The organism is Sphingomonas sp. P3_C5 (assembly GCF_056402635.1).
The window spans coordinates 793,399-812,216 of record NZ_JBFUHA010000001.1 but is presented as its reverse complement, the minus strand read 5'-3'; the positions used below and the strand labels follow the sequence as shown (position 1 = coordinate 812,216).

15 protein-coding genes are annotated in these 18,818 nt (G+C 64.0%); 6 read left to right on the top strand and 9 right to left on the bottom strand.

Features of this window, described 5'->3' with window-relative positions:
- Positions 1–12: 12 nt before the first annotated feature.
- Positions 13–987 carry an IS110 family transposase gene (locus AC1DVS_RS03915; protein ID WP_478020415.1) on the bottom strand — a complete coding sequence of 325 codons (975 nt, stop codon included), beginning with the start codon at positions 985–987 and terminating at the stop codon, positions 13–15.
- A gap of 344 nt (positions 988–1,331) precedes the next feature.
- Positions 1,332–2,135 (bottom strand): FadR/GntR family transcriptional regulator, encoded by an 804-nt coding sequence (locus AC1DVS_RS03910; RefSeq protein ID WP_478020413.1) that lies wholly within the window; start codon positions 2,133–2,135, stop codon positions 1,332–1,334.
- Positions 2,136–2,311: 176 nt separating this feature from the next.
- Here AC1DVS_RS03910 and AC1DVS_RS03905 point away from each other — a divergent pair, with 176 nt between their 5' ends.
- Genes AC1DVS_RS03905 through AC1DVS_RS03890 form a run of 4 tightly spaced genes read left to right on the top strand, consistent with a single transcriptional unit; the run spans position 2,312 to position 9,097 of the window.
- Positions 2,312–4,627 carry a TonB-dependent receptor gene (locus tag AC1DVS_RS03905; RefSeq protein WP_478020411.1) on the top strand — a complete coding sequence of 772 codons (2,316 nt, stop codon included), beginning with the start codon at positions 2,312–2,314 and terminating at the stop codon, positions 4,625–4,627.
- Between the two features lie 55 nt (positions 4,628–4,682).
- The gene (locus tag AC1DVS_RS03900) at positions 4,683–5,993 is read left to right on the top strand and encodes an alpha/beta hydrolase family protein (protein ID WP_478020409.1); all 1,311 of its coding nucleotides are present in this window, start codon (positions 4,683–4,685) and stop codon (positions 5,991–5,993) included.
- Positions 5,994–6,033: 40 nt separating this feature from the next.
- Positions 6,034–7,215: a mannonate dehydratase gene (uxuA, locus tag AC1DVS_RS03895; protein ID WP_478020407.1), complete on the top strand. Its 1,182-nt coding sequence runs from the start codon at positions 6,034–6,036 to the stop codon at positions 7,213–7,215.
- On the top strand, positions 7,208–9,097 hold the full coding sequence (locus AC1DVS_RS03890; protein ID WP_478020405.1) for a glycoside hydrolase family 2 protein: 1,890 nt from the start codon (positions 7,208–7,210) through the stop codon (positions 9,095–9,097). The genes uxuA and AC1DVS_RS03890 overlap by 8 nt, the downstream gene beginning before the upstream one ends.
- Positions 9,098–9,124: 27 nt before the next feature.
- Here the strand turns inward: AC1DVS_RS03890 and AC1DVS_RS03885 are convergent, their stop codons facing one another.
- A complete protein-coding gene (locus tag AC1DVS_RS03885) occupies positions 9,125–10,996 on the bottom strand; it encodes a sensor domain-containing phosphodiesterase (RefSeq protein ID WP_478020403.1) in 1,872 nt (623 codons plus the stop codon).
- A 218-nt stretch (positions 10,997–11,214) separates the two neighbouring features.
- The gene (locus tag AC1DVS_RS03880; protein ID WP_478020401.1) at positions 11,215–12,429 is read right to left on the bottom strand and encodes a GGDEF domain-containing protein; all 1,215 of its coding nucleotides are present in this window, start codon (positions 12,427–12,429) and stop codon (positions 11,215–11,217) included.
- A 598-nt stretch (positions 12,430–13,027) separates the two neighbouring features.
- On the opposite strand from AC1DVS_RS03880, the gene AC1DVS_RS03875 reads away from it, so the two are divergent.
- Positions 13,028–13,318, top strand: a complete 291-nt coding sequence (locus AC1DVS_RS03875) for a hypothetical protein (protein WP_478020399.1) — start codon at positions 13,028–13,030, stop codon at positions 13,316–13,318.
- 108 nt (positions 13,319–13,426) lie between these two features.
- Entirely contained in the window at positions 13,427–13,891 is a 465-nt protein-coding gene (locus AC1DVS_RS03870; RefSeq protein ID WP_478020397.1) for a DUF4304 domain-containing protein, read from the top strand.
- A gap of 182 nt (positions 13,892–14,073) precedes the next feature.
- On the opposite strand, the gene AC1DVS_RS03865 is transcribed toward AC1DVS_RS03870, so the two are convergent.
- The 5 genes from AC1DVS_RS03865 to AC1DVS_RS03845 all read right to left on the bottom strand — a co-directional run bounded on the left by AC1DVS_RS03865 (position 14,074) and on the right by AC1DVS_RS03845 (position 18,778).
- On the bottom strand, positions 14,074–14,583 hold the full coding sequence (locus tag AC1DVS_RS03865; RefSeq protein ID WP_478020395.1) for a DUF2231 domain-containing protein: 510 nt from the start codon (positions 14,581–14,583) through the stop codon (positions 14,074–14,076).
- 96 nt (positions 14,584–14,679) lie between these two features.
- The gene (locus AC1DVS_RS03860; protein ID WP_478020393.1) at positions 14,680–15,123 is read right to left on the bottom strand and encodes a DUF305 domain-containing protein; all 444 of its coding nucleotides are present in this window, start codon (positions 15,121–15,123) and stop codon (positions 14,680–14,682) included.
- A 42-nt stretch (positions 15,124–15,165) separates the two neighbouring features.
- Positions 15,166–15,741, bottom strand: coding sequence for a c-type cytochrome (locus tag AC1DVS_RS03855; RefSeq protein WP_478020392.1), 576 nt, complete (start codon positions 15,739–15,741; stop codon positions 15,166–15,168).
- Positions 15,742–15,773: 32 nt separating this feature from the next.
- A complete protein-coding gene (locus AC1DVS_RS03850) occupies positions 15,774–16,907 on the bottom strand; it encodes a copper resistance protein B (protein ID WP_478020390.1) in 1,134 nt (377 codons plus the stop codon).
- Entirely contained in the window at positions 16,904–18,778 is a 1,875-nt protein-coding gene (locus AC1DVS_RS03845) for a copper resistance system multicopper oxidase (protein WP_478020388.1), read from the bottom strand. The genes AC1DVS_RS03850 and AC1DVS_RS03845 overlap by 4 nt, the downstream gene beginning before the upstream one ends.
- Positions 18,779–18,818: the final 40 nt, after the last annotated feature.

The following is an 18,818-nucleotide window of genomic DNA, read 5'->3' as shown; positions in this document are numbered from 1 at the left end:
CTGTGTTGAGTGTCAAGGTCGGACGAGGGACCATGTTCGATCGCTTGAGACGAGAGCATTTGCGAGGATGAGGAGTTTTCTGGCGACGGCGATGAGTGCGATCTTTTTGGCTTTTCCGTTGGCGATGAGCCGTTGGTAGAAGGACTTGAGGTCCGGGTTGCAGCGGGCGGCAGAGAGGGCTGTCATGTAGAGCGGGCTGCGCAGGTTGGGTCTTCCGCCGCGGATGCGTCTCATGCCCTGTACGGGTCCGCTGTCGCGTGCGAAGGGCGCGAGGCCAGCAAGGGCGGTCGCCTGTTTGTCAGTGAGTTGACCGATCTCATCGAGATTGGCGACGATGGCGGTGGCGGCGACAGGACCGATGCCCGGGATCGATAGCAGGATGGCGTAGCGCCTCGCCAGGCCGGGATCTTCGGCGATCAGGCTTGCGATCTCGGCCTCGAGGCGATCGACATGGGTATCGATCGTGCGGATCCGGCGAGCAAGCTCGGCGCGCAGGAAGCTTGTGATGGCGGTCGTGCGGCGATGCCCGATCGCGACGCGCTCGGCGATGGCGGCGGTTCTGGCGCGGGTGAGTTCCTGCACTGCCTCGACGATCTCGCGTATCGGCGGGGTTGCGGCAGGATCGAGCCGCTCGGCCATCAGCGCCAGGATGCGTGCATCGATCGCATCGGTCTTGGCGAGGGCACCGATTGCCTCGGCGAACAGCCTTGCGCGAAGAGGGTTGACCACCGCCACCGCGAAGCCGGCGGCATCGAGGCTGCGATGGGCGCGGCGATGGTATTTCGAGGTCGCCTCCATCACCACTCTGACCACCCGATGGCGGCCAAGTTCGCGCTTGAGGCGTCGCCAGCCACCGGCATCGTTGGCCACCGTGAAGTGCTCGCCGATCGGGTGGAGGTGGATATCGAGACGCTCTTTACACACGTCGATACCGGCATAGACTGCCGCCATCGCTCCACCCTGTTCGGGCATGACCTTGCCTTGCATGCGGGACTAACTCCCCTTCATCTGTTCAGGACCGGCGCGAAGGACGGCTGGACCAGGCTCTCCCACGGCGCTCAATCGCCAAGGATACAACGGTCCCAACCGCCCGATCGCCGGGGACGGCCATCCCCGGCGATCACCCAATCATGCAATCAGATCGGGCTGACGCCCATATGCAAGGATACGAAGACTTGAGAGCGAAGCGATCTAGTCGGAGTTGGTGAGGGGTTCCGGGAGCTATCGAGAGCTCCCGGAGCCCCTCACCAAGTTTCGCTAGTCAGCAAGCTGACAAGCTACACTATCCTCTCCCACTGGAGAGGATTTTGAAGCCTGAATGTCGATCGGGTTTAGATCGCCACCCGGCGCGCCAGATCGGTGCGCTTCGCCTCGACCTCGGCGCGAGCGCGTTCGAGCGTATCGGTTTCAGTGGCGCGCAACAGGCCCTCGATCACCCGCCCGAGATGGTCACGCATCGCCTTGCGCGCGGCCTTGGGATTGCGGTCGCGGAGCGCCGCGAGAATATCCTGATGTTCGTCGATGCGCGGCACGACACCCACCGCGCGGGCGCGCTCGAGCATGTGCTGGCACAGCGGCGACCGATAGCGGGTGTCCCATAGCGATTCGACCACATCGGCCACCGCCGAATTGCGCGTCGCGCGGGCGATGGTGAGGTGGAACTCGCGGTCGGCATGCTCGCCGCTGACATGTTCCTGATTTTCGCGCTCCATCTCGCCGATCAGCCGCTCGAGGGTCGCGATCTCATCGTCAGTGATCGATACCGCGGCGAGGGCGGCCGCTTCGGCCTCGAACAGGCGGCGCGCCTCGGTCAGTTCGAACGCGCCGATATCGAGCCCGATCATCGGCGCATCGAGCGGCGGATTGTCGACGACGAAGATGCCCGAACCGTGGCGCGACCGGACAATCCCGATCACTTCGAGCGCGATCATCGCCTCGCGGACGGTCGGGCGGCTGACCTTATATTCGTCAGCCAGTTCGCGTTCGGATGGAATGCGCTGCCCCGGCTTGAACTCGCCGCGCTGGATCGCGTCGGACACGGCAACGGCGACCTGTTGATAGAGCTTGCGGCCATCCGGCTCCAGCGTTCTGGTGGCTGATTGTCCCGCTGGTCTGATCAATTTTCGCAACGTCATGGTGAGTGCCAGTCTATCAGCGCAGTTGCGCGGGAGCAACACATCACCGAGTGGGCAGCCATCAAAGCCCGTATCTGGTCAGGCATGGCTTGCATGTGGTCTGACCATTTGATACTGCGATCGTCATAGATGCGGGCATATCGGTATGACCCTGCACATTCCAAGGGGACGATGACATGGGTATTTTCCACCAGAATGTTGGGTTGGGCGCACTCGCCGTTTCGCTCGCGCTGAGTGCTACACCGGCGCTGGCCAAGGGAGCCGACGCGGCTAAAGCGCCAGAGGCACCCCAAACGGCCGAGCAGCCAGCTGACGCTGCACTGCCCGGCGACATCATCGTCACCGCCCAGAAGCGTTCGGAGAATGTCCAGAAGGTGCCGCTCGCGGTGTCGGTGCTCGGCGAAGCGCAGTTGCGCGCGACCGGCGTTACCCAGTTTCAGGACCTGGGCAAGATTGCGCCCTCGCTGACGGTTCGGCCCGCCGAACACCCGGTCAACGCCAATGTCTCGCTGCGCGGCGTGGGCACCTTCGCCTTCGGCATCGGCGTCGAGCCGAGCGTCGCGGTGCTGGTCGACGAAGTGCCGCTCGCCTTCCAGGCCCGCGCCTTTACCGACCTGCCCGATGTGGAGCGGATCGAAGTGCTGCGTGGCCCGCAGAGCACGCTGTACGGCAAGTCGGCGTCGGCCGGCCTGATCAATATCATCACCCGCAACCCCACCGACAGCTTCCACTTTCGCGCCAACGCGCTGGCGACCACCGACAGCGAATATGGCGGCAATTTCAGCGTATCGGGCCCCATCACGCCGGAACTCGGCTATGTCGTGTCAGCCAGCTATTCCGCTTGGGACGGCAATGTTCGCAACCTGTTCAATGGCAAGAAGGTGAACGGACGCGAAGCCTTCAACACCCGCGGCAAGATCCGCTGGGAACCCAATGAAGACGTCAAAATCACGCTGTCGGGCAATTATCTGAATGGCAACACCACCGTCGGCCGGCCGTTCATCCGCCTCGACCCCACCGCGTTGCTCCGCAACGTTGCCGGGCAGACGGCGGCGGTCGTGTTCCCAGGCGTCACGGTCGGCCCGGAGAATCGGAACGTCAGCAACAACTATGATGCGCGCACCAAATATGAGGGCGGCGGCGGTTCGCTGCGCGCTGATGTCGGGCTGGGCGGCATGAGCCTGGTGTGGCTCAGCTCCTACGACAAGTTCCACCTCAGCGACTATCTCGACGTTGACGACTCGTCCTCCACGCACGCCAATGGCAGCAACGTCCAGATCGGCGAGTTCCACTCGAAGCTGTTTACGCAGGAAATCCGCCTGCTCTCGCCGAGCGACAAGCCGTTCCGCTATACGCTGGGGGCCTATTACGCGAACGTGGCGTTCGAGCGGCCTTTCCAGCGCGGCCCGGCTTTCTCGCTGGCCAATTGGTACGCGACATCCAAGTCCGAGCAGATCGCCGCCTTTGCGCAGTTCGACTGGGAAGTCGTTCAGCACCTGACCCTGAGCGCTGGCGGGCGAGTCCAGAACGAAAAGGTTGCCTATACCTTCCGCGACAATCTCGCAGCCGCCGGCGCCCAGTTCTTCAGCGGCAATGCCGAAGATACCGCAGGCACCTATCGCATCAGCGGGCGCTATGAGTTCACGCCCGATCTCATGGTCTTCGCCAACTATTCGACCGGTTATAAAGGCCAGACCTATGATCTGACGACCGGTTTCAACGCGAACCGGGCGGCAGCGGGCCCGATCAAGCCCGAACGGTCGCGCGACTGGGAACTCGGCGCCCGCATGCAGTTCCTCGACCGGCGAGTGACGGCCAATCTGACCCTGTTCAATACCGATTACGAGAATCTGCAGGCGCAGACGATCGAGACGCTTGCCGATGGGACGGCCAATTTCCGGCTGACCAATGTCGGCGGACTGAACACGAAAGGCATCGAGCTGGACACCTCGGCGCGGATCGGGAGCGACTTCAATCTCAATGCGTCGGCCGCCTATCTCAATGCGAAGTACACCTCTTTCGCCCATGCGCAGTGCTTCCCGATGCAGACAGTGGCGCAGGGGTGCGTGGCTGCAGTGCCTGCGGCGCCCCCGATACCGGCACAGCCCGCCTATCAGAACCTGACCGGCCAGCGCGCCGTGCAGGCGCCGGAGTGGAAATTCTCGATCGGCATGGATTATTCGCCGTCACTGGGCGGGGATCTTCGCGGCATCGTCCAGGCCAACTGGCAATATCAGAGCGGCGTCTATTATGTGGCCGAGGATCCGCAGACCTTCCAGCGGGCCTATAGCATCGTCAATGCCGGCCTCGGCGTGCGCGACAAGGACCGTAAATGGGAAGTGGTCGCGTTCGTCAACAACCTGTTCGACAAGCAATATTATCCATCGCTGGTCAACTCGGCGGGCAATTTCGGAACCAAGCTCGCGACCCAGGCGCTGCTGCCCCGCGATTTCCGGCGTTACGCGGGCGTTCGGGTGGGTGTGAACTTCTGATGAGAATGGCGGGGATGCGTACCGCCCCCGCCGCCCAGCTATCGGGGGCGATGTGATGTTTCGGTTCATAGTGCCGGTGGCGATCGCGGGTGCTGCGGCAATGCTCCCGGCCATGGGCGCCCCGGCGCAGGATGCGCCGGCCCGGCCGGGGGTGGACGCACCCGAGCTCGCAGCTCTTGGTTCACATCCAGTGGGCGTGGCGGATGTCGAGTTCGTTCAGCCCGGCCAGGAAGATCCGCTTCAGGGCAAGGACCGGCCGGCCCTCACCGACCGTCATCTGCCGCTCAAGATCTGGTATCCGGCCGCGGCACCGGGGCCCGGCACGACCTATCGATCCGCGTTGCCGGGCGAAAGTGGCGCTGACGTAGCGTTCGCCGTTTCCGGTATCGCCTCGCGAGGCGCGCACGCGGCGGCGGGGCGTTTTCCGCTCGTGATCCTCGCGCATGGCTATAGCAACACGCCCGAGGTCCTTTCCTGGCTCGGCGAAAATCTCGCCAGTAAGGGCTATGTCGTGGTCGCACCGGCATTCCGCGATCCGCCGATCAACATCCGCACAGCGGCAGCGGCTGCCGGCCCGCTTGCTCGCCGACCGCTCGACATCGCGTTCGCCGCAGCTGAGGCGCAACGCCGCGCCCGGGCCGGCCAGGGGATTTTCGCCATTGCCGATGCCGACCGAACGGCGGTGATCGGCTATTCGATGGGCGGCTATGGCGCACTCGCGGCTGCGGGCGCACCGCTCGATCCAGGTCTTGCCGGCGCGACCCGCGGCGTGCTCGCGCCCTATGTGGCGGGCGGAGCAAGGGCCGCTGAGCTCAAGGTCGCCAATCTGAAAGCGGTGGTCGCGATCGCGCCGCCCCGGGCTTTGCGCGGGGCCAATATGTGGGGCGGCCCCGGTGTCGCCGCGATCACCGCGCCGACGCTGTTCATCGTCGGGAGCCAGGATCATGTCGTGGGTTACGATCCGGGCGTGCGCACCTTGTTCGCGGAGGAGGTGCACGCGCCGCGCTATCTGCTGACCTTCCGCGAAGCCGCGCACAGCATCGCGCTGATCGGCGCGCCGCCCGAAATGCAGGGCTCCTTCTGGGACAAGGACTGGTTCGAGGACGCGGTGTGGCGCAAGGACCGGCTGATGGCCGTGGAGGCGCATTTCATCACCGCGTTCCTCGACCGCTATGTGAAGGGCGACCAGGCGAAGGCGGCCTATATCGACGGGCTGGTGCCCAATTCCAACGATGGAGTCTGGGCGGGCGCTCCGCCAGGACGCTATTCGGGATATAGCCGCGGGCCGCCCGCGGCCACGTTGTGGAAGGGATTCCAGCCGAACAAGGCATCGGGAATGTCCCTTGAATTCAAGCCGGCCGAATAGACGCATTCGAACAAAGAGAGAGTAGTTGCCGAACATGTTCATGACACAGACGATGCGCTGGTTCGGACCAGGCGATCCCGTAGCGTTGCGGGATATCCGTCAGGCCGGCGCAACCGAAGTCGTGACGGCGCTGCACGAGGTCGCGAACGGCGCGGTCTGGCCGCGCGAAGCGATCGCGGCGCGCAAGGCGATGATCGAAGCGGCCGGGCTGGGCTGGACCGTGGTCGAAAGCCTGCCGGTGCATGAAGGCATCAAGACGGGCGGGGAGGACCGGGATCAGCTGATCGACCATTACCGTGAGAGCCTGTGCAATCTGGCGGCGTGCGGGATCACCACCGTCACCTATAATTTCATGCCGCTGCTCGACTGGACGCGGACTGATCTGGCCTGGCCGATGCCGGACGGCGCCCTCGCGCTTCGCTTCGAGCTCGAAGCGGTGGCGGCGTATGACATGCATATCCTGAAGCGCCCGGGCGCCGAGGCTGACTATAATCCCGAGATGGTCGATGCGGCGACGCGGCGCTTCGATGCGATGGACCAGGACGCGCGCGACAGGCTGGCCGAGACCATCGCCGCCGGCCTGCCGGGCAGCGAGGAGGGATTCACCGCCGCTGAGTTGCTGGTGGCGATCGGCTCCTATGCGTCGGTGGACGCTGATGCTTTGCGCGAAAACCATGTCGCTTTCCTGGAGGCGGTCTGCCCGACAGCCGACGAGGTCGGCATTCAGCTTGTCGTCCATCCCGACGACCCGCCCTTCCCGCTCTTCGGTCTGCCGCGCGTCGTCTCGACCGAGGCTGATGTCGCCGCCTTGTTCGCCCGCGTCCCCAATCCTTCGAACGGCCTGTGCTTCTGCGCAGGATCGTTCGGCGTGCGTGCAGACAACGACCTGCCCGGCATGATCGAGCGGCTGGGCGACCGGATCGGCTTTTTGCATCTTCGCTCAGTACAGCGCGAAGCGAACCAGGCCTTTCACGAGGCGGAGCATCTCAAGGGCGACGCGGGGATGACCGGGATCATGGCAGCGGTCCATCAGCTGCAGCGCCGGACCGGCCGCTCAATCCCGATGCGCCCCGACCATGGCCACCAGATGCTCGACGATTTGAACAAGCAGACCAACCCCGGCTATTCCTTGCTCGGCCGGATGCGGGGGCTGGCGGAACTCAGAGGGCTCGAACGCGGAATCGCGCATGCCTATGCGACTTTGGGAGACGGACATGCATAACCGGATGAGGGCCGCATGGCTCATCGCGATCGCCGCTTTATGGGCGGTCCCCGTTGCCGCGCAACAGGATCTGCCCAAGGCGACCGCGCAGACCGGGCCGCTGCTTGTCTCCGCCGATATGCGGCAGGGGACCGATCTGTCGGGCGCATGGCATTATTCGATCGACCCGTACCGCGCCGGCATTGGCGGCTTCCATGGCGGAACGCCCGATGTCGGGCAGCAGCGCTACCGCGATGTCGATGTGCGCACGGAAATGGCGCGGGACAGCCGGGTTCTGTACGAGTTCGATCTCGCGCATTCGCCGGTCACCAGCCTGCCCTCGTCCTGGCTGACCCAGGCGCCCGAGCTGCGCTATTATCAGGGGTTGATGTGGTATCAGCGCAGCTTCCCGGTGCCGGCGCAGCGCAAGGGCCGCGCATTCCTGCGATTCGGTGCCGCCAATTATTCGACTGTCGTCTATCTGAACGGCAAGCCGGTGGGGCGGCACGAGGGCGGCTTCACGCCCTTCGCGTTCGAGGTCACCGGGCTGCTGCGCGCGGGCGACAACCAGATCACGGTTGGCGTCGATTCACAGGCGACCGAGGCTACCGTGCCGCCGCCGGTGACCGACTGGGAGAATTATGGCGGCATCACCCGCCCGGTGCGGCTGATCGTCACGCCGGACACCTATGTCGACGATGCCTGGGTGCGCCTGACGCGTGACGGGCGCATGGCGGTCGATGTCCATCTCGACGGCCCGCAGGCGGCCAATCGCGCCGTACGGCTGCGCATCGCCGAGCTCGGGTTCGACCAGGCCGGCACCACTGACGCCACGGGCAACTGGCGCGCGACCATGACGGCGCCGCGCGCGCTGCTGCGCTGGTCGCCCGAGCGGCCCAAGCTGTACGACGTGACGATCGCGACCGGCGAAGACGAGTGGCGCGACCGGATCGGCTTCCGCACCATCGAGGTGCGCGGTGCAGATATCCTGCTCAACGGCAAGCCGATCTTCCTGCGTGGCATCTCGGTGCACGAGGAGGAACTGGGCAGCGATCCGACACGCGCGATCAGCCCGGCCGCGGCGCGCGCGCTGCTCGGCGAGGTGAAGGACGGGTTGCACGGCAACTTCGTCCGCCTGGCGCATTACCCGCATTCCGAAATGATGACGCGCACCGCCGACGAGCTCGGCCTGCTCGTGTGGAGCGAGGTGCCGGTCTATTGGATGGTCGCCTGGTCCAATCCGGAGACGCTGGCGACGGCGCGCAACATGCTTGCCGAGAACATCCTGCGCGATCGCAACCGCGCCTCGATCGGGATCTGGAGCGTCGCCAACGAGACGCCGGTCTCCGACGCGCGCAACCTCTTCCTGCGCACCCTCATCGCCGATGTCCGCCATCTTGACGATAGCAGGCTGGTGAGCGCCGCATTGCTGGTCGAGCGGGCGAAAGGCGATGGGCCGCCGGTGATGACGATGGCCGATCCGCTCGCCGAGTCGCTCGATGTGCTTGCGATCAATACCTATAATGGCTGGTACACCGCCGACCGGCTGACCGATCTGGCAGCGACGACCTGGCACATACCGGGCGACAAGCCGCTGATCTTCTCCGAATTCGGGGCCGATGCCCGGGCGGGTTTCCATGACCTTGGCGGGCCGCAGAAATTCTCGGAGGAATTCCAGGCGGCCTTTTATCGCGCGACGCTTGGCATGGCGGACAAGCTGCCGACGCTGCGCGGCATGTCGCCCTGGATCCTCAAGGACTTCCGCTCGCCGCGCCGGCAGAATCCCGATTTCCAACAGGGCTGGAACCGCAAGGGCCTGATCTCCGAGACGGGGCAGCGCAAACAGGCGTTCGACGTGCTCGCGGGCTATTATCTCGGGCGGGAGGGCGCGGCGAAGCGATAGACGCGCCGGAAACGACCAGTCGTCTCCCTACGCAGCCCTGGGCGATTCTCGCGGTTGATACGCTTCGTCCACTGTCGGCAACCGCGCCTCGGATATTGTTTTCCTTGGGATATGCTCCGGCTTTTGCGCCAGGCGGCGCAGCAGGTCAGTCGCGGCGACACGATCGACCGGCCGGGAAAACAGATAGCCCTGGCCGAACAGGCAGCCGAATGCGCACAGCTGCGATATCTGGCTCTCGGTCTCGATGCCTTCGGCGATGACATGAATGCCGAGCTTGCCGGCGATCAGGAACAATCCCTCGACAATCGCGCTGCTGGCATCCTCCGGCGCGAGCCGGCTGACAAAGGACTTGTCGATCTTCATCACATCGACGGGGACGGTCAGCAGATGCGTGAGGGACGCGAAGCCGGTGCCGAAATCGTCCAGCGCCACGCGCAAGCCCTTCCGGCGCAGCGCCTTGATCTCCCGCGCCGCCACCTGACCGCCCCGCCCCAGATAGACGTCTTCGGTGATCTCGACGATCAGATGCTTGAGAGGCACATTTTCGCGCTCGAACGCCCTGATGAGCTGTTCGTCGAGCCCACCGCGCTGGAAGTCGGCCGCGGACAGGTTGATGCTGACATGCTGGATGGGAATCCCCATGTCGAGCCACGCGCGGATATCGCTGGCGACGCGCGACAGCATCAGCTCGGTCATGCCCGCCGCGACGAACGTGTCTGCGGTCGCCTCGGAAAATTCGGCCGCTGAAATGACCTCGCCGCTTTCGGTGGTAAGGCGGCACAAGGCCTCGAGGCCGATGATCTCGCGGGTGTCGAGACGAACCACTGGTTGATAATGAGCGTCGAGCCGGTCCTCGCGGAGCGCGGAGGCGACCTCGCGAATGGCCGAGAGGCGCTGGGTGATCGCAGTGCCGATGCCGGGCCAATAGCGGACAAAGCCGCCCCGTCCGGTTTCCTTGGCGTGGTACAGGGCGAAATCCGCATTCTGCCGTACGCTCTCCGGCGATTGATCGCCGTGGCACACCACGGCGCCGCCGATCGTCGCCTGGGGCTGGACGAGGTGACCGTCGCACTGGACGGGCGCGACCAGTCGCTCGAGGATTCGGGCGGCGACAGCTTCGATATCGCGAAGGGCTTCGGGCTCCTGGACGATCACGGCGAACTCGTCGCCGCCGAGCCGATAGGCCTTGTCGGGCGCGCATGCCGCGCCGATGCGCGAGGCGACCTCGTGGAGCAGGATATCTCCGGCGTGATGGCCGAACGTGTCGTTGACCACTTTCAGATTGTCGAGATCGGCAACGAGCAGTGCCCATGCGCCGGGCTCAGCGCAGTCGAGGGCGCCAAGTGCCGCGCTGAACGAGGCGCGATTGGAAAGGCCGGTCAGGCCATCGATATTGGCCAGGCGATCGCGTTCCACCACGCGCTCGTGAAGCTCCAGGGCGATCGCGCACAGATGCAGGCAGGTCTCGACGATCTTCCGTTCGGTTTCGCTCGGGCCGCGATTTTCGCGATAATAAAAGGCGAAGGTCCCGAGCACGCGCCCCTGCGATCCGCAGATCGGGCTCGACCAGCATGCCTTGAGTCCAAGCGGCAAGGGGAGGTGCTTGTAATCCGCCCATAACGGATCATGCTCGATATCGACGACCGCGACCGGCGCCTGCAGATAAGCCGCAGTCCCGCACGAGCCGACACTTGGACCGATGGCCAGGGAGTCGAGAGCGGCCGAATAAAAGTCCGGAAGGCTGGGGCCGGACAGCGGATGAAGGAGGCCGGCGCGGTCCACGGTGAGGACGGAACAGACAAGGCCAGGCACCATCCTCTCCACCTCGACGCAGAGACGATCGGCGGTGCATTTCAGGCTTTCGCCCTTTGCCACCATTTCGAGGATGATATTCTGCAACCGCAACAAAGCGAGCAATCCAATAGAAGTGACGTGACCTTCATATGCGCTGCCGAATGAAGCGCCGCACAGTAAACGTACCCAATAAGGCGTTAACAATAATACCGGACGAGCAGGTGTCATGCTGAACACAAAGTGCATGTCACCATCTTCATTGGCGAGGAGAGGGACTCGGCGGTTTTTTCGCAAGACGGACGGGGCGTACTATATGGCTTGCCTCAGGTTGAACGCGCCTGCTGAACCTCGAGACTCCGATCGAGAACGAAACGATTGCGCCCTCTCCGTTTGGCTTCATACAGCGCGCGATCGGCAGCGGTGAAAACCTCCGCCAGGGAAACCACCCTGCCATGGGGCTTGAAAGCCACCCCGACGCTGACGGTGACGACACCCACGCCGTCCGACCGCCCGGGATGAACGATAGCGAGGCTCTCGATTGCGTGCACGACACCGCGCGCCAGGCGCGCCGCTGCCAGCTCTCCGGCGTCGCGCACCACGAGCGTGAACTCCTCTCCGCCGAACCGGGCGCAGACCATATCGGCGTCCGCGGCCACGGCCGCGAACACGGCACCGACGCTGCGAAGGCAATCATCGCCCGCGGGGTGCCCGAGCATGTCGTTGAACAGCTTGAAATGATCGATGTCGATCATCATCAGCGCCGCCTGGCGATCGTCGCTGAACCATTCGTCCATGCGCTCGCTGAGGAATCGCCGGTTTGGGAGGCCAGTCAGCGCGTCGGTCCGCGACAGGTCCTGAAACTGCTTCCTCGCGGCCTCAGCCGCTTCGGCCTCGAGGCGAGCGCCCAGCTGCGACAGATAGTCCTCGCATCGGCGGCGCTCCACCCGGTAATTGGCGTAAAGGCTGAAGAGGCACGCCGTCGCGAGCTGCACCGCAAAGGCGAAACGCAGCGACGCGCCGAGATCCGGTTTCAGGAGAATGGCAGCGCTCGTCATCAGGAACGCCGCGCAGGTGAAGATGACAGCATGCCGGAAGCGGAGCGGAAGCAGCATGTTGCCGAAGATCAGCGTCAGCGAGAACTCCCCGAAGGTGAAGGCACCCAGGGGTTCCTCGGTCAGCCAGAACAGGAAGACCGGGATCAGATAGGCCCAGACCAGCGCGCCGAGGACCAGCAGCTCACGCAGATGGACGGGAACGCGGCCGATAAACCAGGCCAGCGCGAGCGAGCCCGGCGTCACCAGGAGGATACGAAGCCCGACCGACAGCCAGACGATATCGTGCAGCAGCACGATGCTGGTGAGGTTGTAGGCGTTGTAGAGGGCCACCCCGACATAGATGGCATTGCGAAGGGCGATGGCGCGTTCGGCGCCCTGTTCGCTATCATATCGAATTTGCACCTGGGGGACGAAGCGGAGCCAGCGATCGAGAGAGCGGATCGCCTCTTTTTCCGACATAGTGCGTCCCTCAGTGTCGCTCACGCGCAGCCACCCCTGACGGCCTTCTTCATGGCACAGGGCGCGTTAACGTTTCGATAACGTTTCGATTTGCCGGGCTTTGAAGGTGGCGTTTCAAGCGGCAAACGGGGTTGCCTTTCGGTTTCGCGGCGTAGCTCAGCGCTCCGCCGTCGATTGCAGCGAAGGAGCCTTTATGACGTTTGCCGTCGCGGTTGAATCAAGGTCGGCGCATGATCTCATGCGAAGGCGCGGATGTTGGACGTGTGACATAATTCAAGGCGGATTCAGGCGCCCGCGTTGGAGTCTCACAAGGGCGAACGCGCGAAATGGCGTCCGGCATGTTGGATAATTTTGTCATGCCTATCGGGGGGCTGTGGCGGTCAGGCATGAGCGAGGCATGTGGAGACAGCGATCAGCTCTCCGTGGCTGTTGGGAATGTCATGAGGGTCCACTGACATTTCCGATCTGTACAGAACATTGTACAGATCGGTGACACTGCGCCGCCGAAGCAGCGGAACGCTGAACTCTCCCCCCTTCATGCTCAGTCCATTGCCACGACTTGGGCGCGGCAACCGTCACGCCAGCAAAGGCGTTTCCGGTGGGAGTCTGCTGTTGAGGGAATATGGAAACGGACTTCGACCGCGATCTGGACAGCTGGGACAAGGCGGCGTTGGCGGCTGAAGTCAGGCGCTTGCGCGCAGGCATCCGAGCACACCGCGACGCAACCGAGCATGAGCTTTGCTGGTACCATCCCAAGTTATGGGCGCTGTTGCCCGAGCCGGTGGATCCAAAGATCGAAGTGCCCGAATGGCCCCAGTTCTTCAGGGGCTGCATCGCCTATCGCCAGTCACTCGATCGACAGGCGCCTGACGCCCCCCGCTCGCAACGCGAGTTTCGGAACGGGGGTGACTGAAGATAAGGCGGCGGGTCGCGGGGTTGGAAGGGCTAGAGGCGGGCTGGACCACCAGTGCGTTTAAATGCACTGTTACCTAAATCCAGCGTCGAAAATTATGAGAACTCCATGACTAAGGAAGATCTTAAACGCACAGTGATCCTCGCTCTGAGCGGGCCCGGCTTTAAGAGAAAGGGGTGGTCTTGGTACTTTTCAAGTGCAGATAATATCGTTGCCATAGATTTACAGAAGTCGAACTATAGCCAAAAATACTATGTTAATATGTGTTGCGCGCCCTTGGGTATGAATATCGAAGGGATGCCTACCCCAAAAGAACATAAATTCCCGATTAGAATTCGCGCGGACGGAGCCTTCCCGTCCCTTGAAGGGGAGATAGGTAAAATATTTGACCTGGAAGATGATACGTGGCGGGACGAGCAGAGATCTGAACGTATTACAGAGCTAATTACAGATTATATCGCCCCATTCGCGCTGAGAATCGGGGATATTTCAGGGCTGAAGGGCGCGATAGCTGAGGGTATTTTTGAGCGTGGGCTCGTCACTATAGCTGCTAAGGAACACCTTGGCCTGTAAATGCTGAAGAGACACCATGGGCGGCGGAAACTGCGGTGGCAGCGTCCCGCCCAGTCCACGGCAACCCACGTTAAAGACCGCGGTGCGCCCTGCGTGTTACCAGGAGGTGCACGGCAGCCGCCACCCATTCCCCGAGACAGCTGGGCCCCCGGCGCTGCCGTGCACCGTGCCGCCGGTGCTGCTCAATCGGCGATGCCGACGCGGTTGCGATAGACCATTTCCCAGCTCATCCAGCCCGTGACCAGCAGGATGGCCACGACCAGGCCCGAGAGAATGAGGCCGGTCGGCACGATCGCTTCATATCTGGCCGCTTCATATCTGCCCGCTTCATATCCGGCGCGGCAATGGACAAAGGCGTTGATCAGCGACAGCACCACTGCGGTGACATTGCCGATGAGGTGGATCCAGGCCGGCCTGAGCGCGCGGATCTGGGCGCTGCCGAGGAAATCGATCAGCCCGGCGATAGCCGCCAGCGCCGCCATGGCCAGGCCGGCGACGAGCAGCCAGCCGGAGAAGCTGGCCCATAGCGGGTCGGACGTTCGCCAATAGACGATATCAGTGACGAAGGCGCCGACGAAGCCGGCGATCGGGAAGGGGACGAGCATCGGATGAATCGGATGCCCGCCGATCTTCGCGGTAGATTTGGGGTTAGTGAGTGGATTTTGTGGACATGGTTGCCTCCTCTCGGGCACGGCACGTCGCGCTTATTTTCGCTACACGCTCGCGTCCGGCTGCGGTTCCAGGCAACGCACCGCCGCTCAAGCGTGAGCGATGCGGCGCCAATGTCTTCACATCCGCGCGAGAATCGCCTTCATCTCGGCGATCTCTTCACGCTGCGACTTGGTGATCCGCCCGCAGAGCGCAACGACCTCGGGATCCCTGACTGGTGCCTGGGTGCACATCAGCACCGCGCCCGAATGGTGCGGGATCATCGAGCGCAGGAGCTGCCGGTCACCGATGGTGGTCTGAGTGCGGATCAGCGCGAAGCTTCCAAGAAAGACAATGACTGATCCGGCCAGCAGTGCGGCGTTGGCGGCCCTGGACGGGAACATGTGCTTCATAGCGAGGACCATCAGCAGCACCATCGGCGCGACCATCATCAGCGTCATATAGAACATGTTGAGATTGTTGTAGAAACTTCCGAGATTGTCGATCATCACGAACATCACCAGATACATGATGATGCCGCTGACGATGGTTTGCAGGGCGAGGCTGGCATAGGCGTTCTTCATCGCTCTTTCTCCGTTCAGGTTCGCCCGCCCCTGTCCCGGTGCTCATTTCATGCCGGGCATATCCTTCATCATCTCGTCATGATCCTCCGGCGCGCTGGCCACGAGGCGCTTGTATTCGGCGGGCGACATGCCCGGCAGGCGGCGCACGAACGCCACCATGTCCCAGATCAGCGGATCGGGATGGGTTTTGCCCCATGCCGGCATCGCGCTCAGCTTGACGCCGTGCTTGATGATCCAGAATTGCTCGGCCGCACTCAAGTTCCCCGCCCTGGCGAGTTCGGGTGCCGGGGGATAGAGGCCCTGGCTCAGCTCCGAGCGCTCTACGCCGGGGCCGAGATGGCAGCTCGAGCACATCTCGGCATAGAGGCCGGCGCCCGCCGCGACGCGCCCTGGCGAATTCAGGTCGGCGGGAAGCGCGATGCCGCGCGCTCGAACGGCGATCGAGCGGTCGCGCAGACTATCGAGCAACGAATAGATCGCAGGGGAATGCGGTGCGTCGGCCGCGATATTGTAGATCCCGAAATAGACGAAGGCGGCGGCGAAAAGCAGCAGCAGCGCCGCGATTGCCCCGACGAACGGGAAGCTCGGCAAGTGGCGCCGCACCGTCTCTCTATCCATCGTCTTCCTCCTTTTGCCGTCCGGGCGGCGGCTCAGAACCAGAATCGTAGGCCGACGACGAAGCTGGTGCTGGTCGGATCCTTGCCGTCGGCGCGGGCGAAGTCGGCGGTGCGGCCGGTCTTTGCCTCGTAGGAGACGCCGATATAGGGCGCGAACTGCCGGCTGATCTCGTAGCGCAGGCGCAAGCCGAGTTCGGCATCGGTCAGGCCGGAGCCAAGCCGGTTCGCGGGCATGTCCTGCGCCGACAGATTGAGCTCGATGCGCGGCTGCAGGACCAGCCGCTGGGTGATGCGCTGATCATAATAGCCTTCGAGCCGGCCGAGCAGATCGCCCTTGTCGCTCAGGAACAGGGCGCCCTCGACGTCTACCCGATAAGGCGCGAGCCCCTCGAAGCCGATCGTCGCATAGGTGCGCGACGGGCCTGGCTTGAAGTCGTGCCGTACCCCGGCCTGGAGGTTGAAATAGGGATCGATCGCGCGGCTGTAGAGCGCCTGGATTTCGGCACTTTCGACGCCATCGCGAAAACTGCCCTCGCCCTCCGACTTGAGCCAGAGCCGGTTAATGTCGCCGCCGACGAACGCCTCCCCATCCCAGCGATAGCCGTCGCGGCCGCTGTGCGCCTGATACTCGGCGAGGTTGAACATCACCCGGTAGAGGGTCTGGTCAGACTCGCGCATCATCGCGGCGCGCGCACGCTCCATCTCGGAGGCGGGGAAGAAGCGATCGGCATAATGATCCATCGGCGGCGAGGGCGCAGGTGCGTTGCCGGCCGGGAGTGCGGTTCCGGTCGGCGCCATCCCCGGCATTGCCGACATATCGTGCCCGTCATGGGCGCCTGGCATGTCCATTCCAGGCATCGACTGCGGGCCCGCGGGTGTCGATGCATCCGGTGTCGCCGGCATGGTCATGCCCGGCATCGAGCCATGCGTCTCCGGCATCGCAGCCGGAGCGGACGTGGTGGGAGCCGTGTGCCGGGCGGGGGTGTGATGTGCGGCGGGTTTGCGGGCAGTCTTCCTTACCGCCGGCTTCTTCGCCGCGGCTTTCGCGGCGGGCGGCTTGCTGGCCGGCGCGGGCATCTTCATCCCGGGCATCCCCGGCATGTGCTGGGCGGAGGCGGGCATTGCGAGCGCGCTGGTGGCCGCGAGCGCGGCGAGAAGCTGGCTCATGCTGCGTCTCCGCGCGGGCGGACGCTGACGATCCGCATCATGCCGGCATTCATGTGGTAGAGAAGGTGGCAGTGGAAAGCCCAGTCGCCGACTGCATCGGCGGTGAAATCCCAGCTCACCTTGCCGCCCGGCTGGACGATCACCGTGTGCTTGCGCGGCGCATGATCGCCGTGGCCCGTCACCAGCTCGAAGAAATGGCCATGGATGTGGATCGGATGGGCCATCATGCTGTCATTGATGAGATTGATCCGTACGCGTTCGCCTTCGACGAACGGGATCGGCGTCATATGGTCTGACATTGTCATGCCGTCGAATGACCACATGAAGCGCTCCATGTTGCCGGTCAGGTGGATATCGAGGCTGCGCGACGGTGCGCGGACGTCCGGGTTGGGCACCAGCGCCATCAGGTCCTTGTAGACGAGTATCTTGTGGCCGACATCCTCGAGGCCCTGTCCGGGTTCGCCGGTCCGATCCATTGGCATCGGCGCGATGGTCTGGACGCCCGGCCCTTTATGGACCTGTGGCGCCTTGGAGAAGTCGCGCATTGTCATGGCGCTCATGTCCATGCCGCTCATTGGCGCCGCGTCCGTGCTGGACATTGCGGAATGATCCATGCCCGGCATGTCGCCCGTCTTGGTCGCGGACATCGCGCCATGGGCCATGCCCGGCATCGCCGCCGGTCCCGTCGCGATCTTCGCGGAATCATTTTGCTCGGCGCTCGGGTCGACGTCTCGCGGCGGCTTCATGCCCCCGGACATGTCCATCCCCATGTCCTTCATCGTCGCCAGCGGGCGCTTTCGCAGCGCGGGGACCTCGGCCGCCATGCCGGTGCGCGGCGCAAGCGTGGCGCGCGCCATTCCCGAGCGGTCGACTGCCTCGCCGACCAGCGTATAGGCGCGGTCCCCGGCGGGGGTGACGATCGCGTCATAGGTCTCGGCGACGCCGATCTGGAACTCGTCGACCTCGACCGGCATCACATTCTGACCATCGGCCTGGACGATGCTGAGCGTGAGCCCGGGAATGCGGACATTGAACGTCGTCATCGACGAGGCGTTGATGAACCGCAGCCGCACCCGTTGGCCCGGCGTGAACAAGGCAGTCCAATTGTCGCGCGGACCATGGCCGTTGACGAGATAGGTATAAGCGGCGCCGGTCGCGTCCGAGATATCGGTCGGGTCCATCCGCATGCGGCCCCAGTCGAGCCGCTCCTTGAGCGGCTGGTCACTGCCGGAGAGCAGGCCGACAAGCGTCTGCTTCTGGAAATTGAGGCTGCCGGGATCGAGCTTCATCCGCCGGAAGATCGCCTCGGGCGCAATCGGGCTGTGATCGGAGAGGACAATGACATGCTCGCGATCGGACTGGATTGGGTCGGCGCCGGCGGGATCGATCACGATCGGCCCGTAGTGGCCGAGCTGTTCCTGCAAGCCCGAATGGCTGTGGTACCAATAGGTGCCTGACTGGCGGATCGGGAATTCATAAGTGAAGGTCGAGCGCGGCTTGATGCCGGGAAAGGAGACGCCCGGCACACCATCGAATTGCGCCGGCACGAGGAGGCCGTGCCAGTGGATCGAGCTTTCCTCATCGAGATCGTTGACGACATGGAGCCGGACAGTCTGGCCTTCGCGCAGCCGGATCAGCGGCGCGGGTACCGTGCCGTTGATGCCGATCGCTTTTGACGGCCGGCCGTCGATCATCATCGTCTGGCGCGCGATCCTGAGCGTGATGTCTTCGCCCGAGACGATCGGCAGCGGCGCGGTGAGGCCGGGCGACACGCTTTGCGCCCAGGCGGGCATCCAGGCGGCGAGCGCGAGCCCGCCACCTGTCAGGGTCGCACCGCGCAGCAGCTGACGGCGGTCGATCGCTTCTTTCATGGTCTTTCCAGCTTTTCGGGTCTTCAACGCGTTCGAGAGG

Excerpts from the sequence above, each read along its gene's own strand:
- AC1DVS_RS03915 (WP_478020415.1), bottom strand. The coding sequence starts at position 987 with ATGCAAGGCAAGGTCATGCCCGAACAGGGTGGAGCGATGGCGGCAGTC.
- AC1DVS_RS03870 (WP_478020397.1), top strand. The coding sequence starts at position 13,427 with ATGACTAAGGAAGATCTTAAACGCACAGTGATCCTCGCTCTGAGCGGG.
- AC1DVS_RS03860 (WP_478020393.1), bottom strand. The coding sequence starts at position 15,123 with ATGAAGAACGCCTATGCCAGCCTCGCCCTGCAAACCATCGTCAGCGGC.
- AC1DVS_RS03910 (WP_478020413.1), bottom strand. The coding sequence starts at position 2,135 with ATGACGTTGCGAAAATTGATCAGACCAGCGGGACAATCAGCCACCAGA.
- AC1DVS_RS03875 (WP_478020399.1), top strand. The coding sequence starts at position 13,028 with ATGGAAACGGACTTCGACCGCGATCTGGACAGCTGGGACAAGGCGGCG.
- AC1DVS_RS03890 (WP_478020405.1), top strand. The coding sequence starts at position 7,208 with ATGCATAACCGGATGAGGGCCGCATGGCTCATCGCGATCGCCGCTTTA.
- AC1DVS_RS03845 (WP_478020388.1), bottom strand. The coding sequence starts at position 18,778 with ATGAAAGAAGCGATCGACCGCCGTCAGCTGCTGCGCGGTGCGACCCTG.
- AC1DVS_RS03900 (WP_478020409.1), top strand. The coding sequence starts at position 4,683 with ATGTTTCGGTTCATAGTGCCGGTGGCGATCGCGGGTGCTGCGGCAATG.
- AC1DVS_RS03850 (WP_478020390.1), bottom strand. The coding sequence starts at position 16,907 with ATGAGCCAGCTTCTCGCCGCGCTCGCGGCCACCAGCGCGCTCGCAATG.
- uxuA (WP_478020407.1), top strand. The coding sequence starts at position 6,034 with ATGACACAGACGATGCGCTGGTTCGGACCAGGCGATCCCGTAGCGTTG.
- AC1DVS_RS03855 (WP_478020392.1), bottom strand. The coding sequence starts at position 15,741 with ATGGATAGAGAGACGGTGCGGCGCCACTTGCCGAGCTTCCCGTTCGTC.
- AC1DVS_RS03905 (WP_478020411.1), top strand. The coding sequence starts at position 2,312 with ATGGGTATTTTCCACCAGAATGTTGGGTTGGGCGCACTCGCCGTTTCG.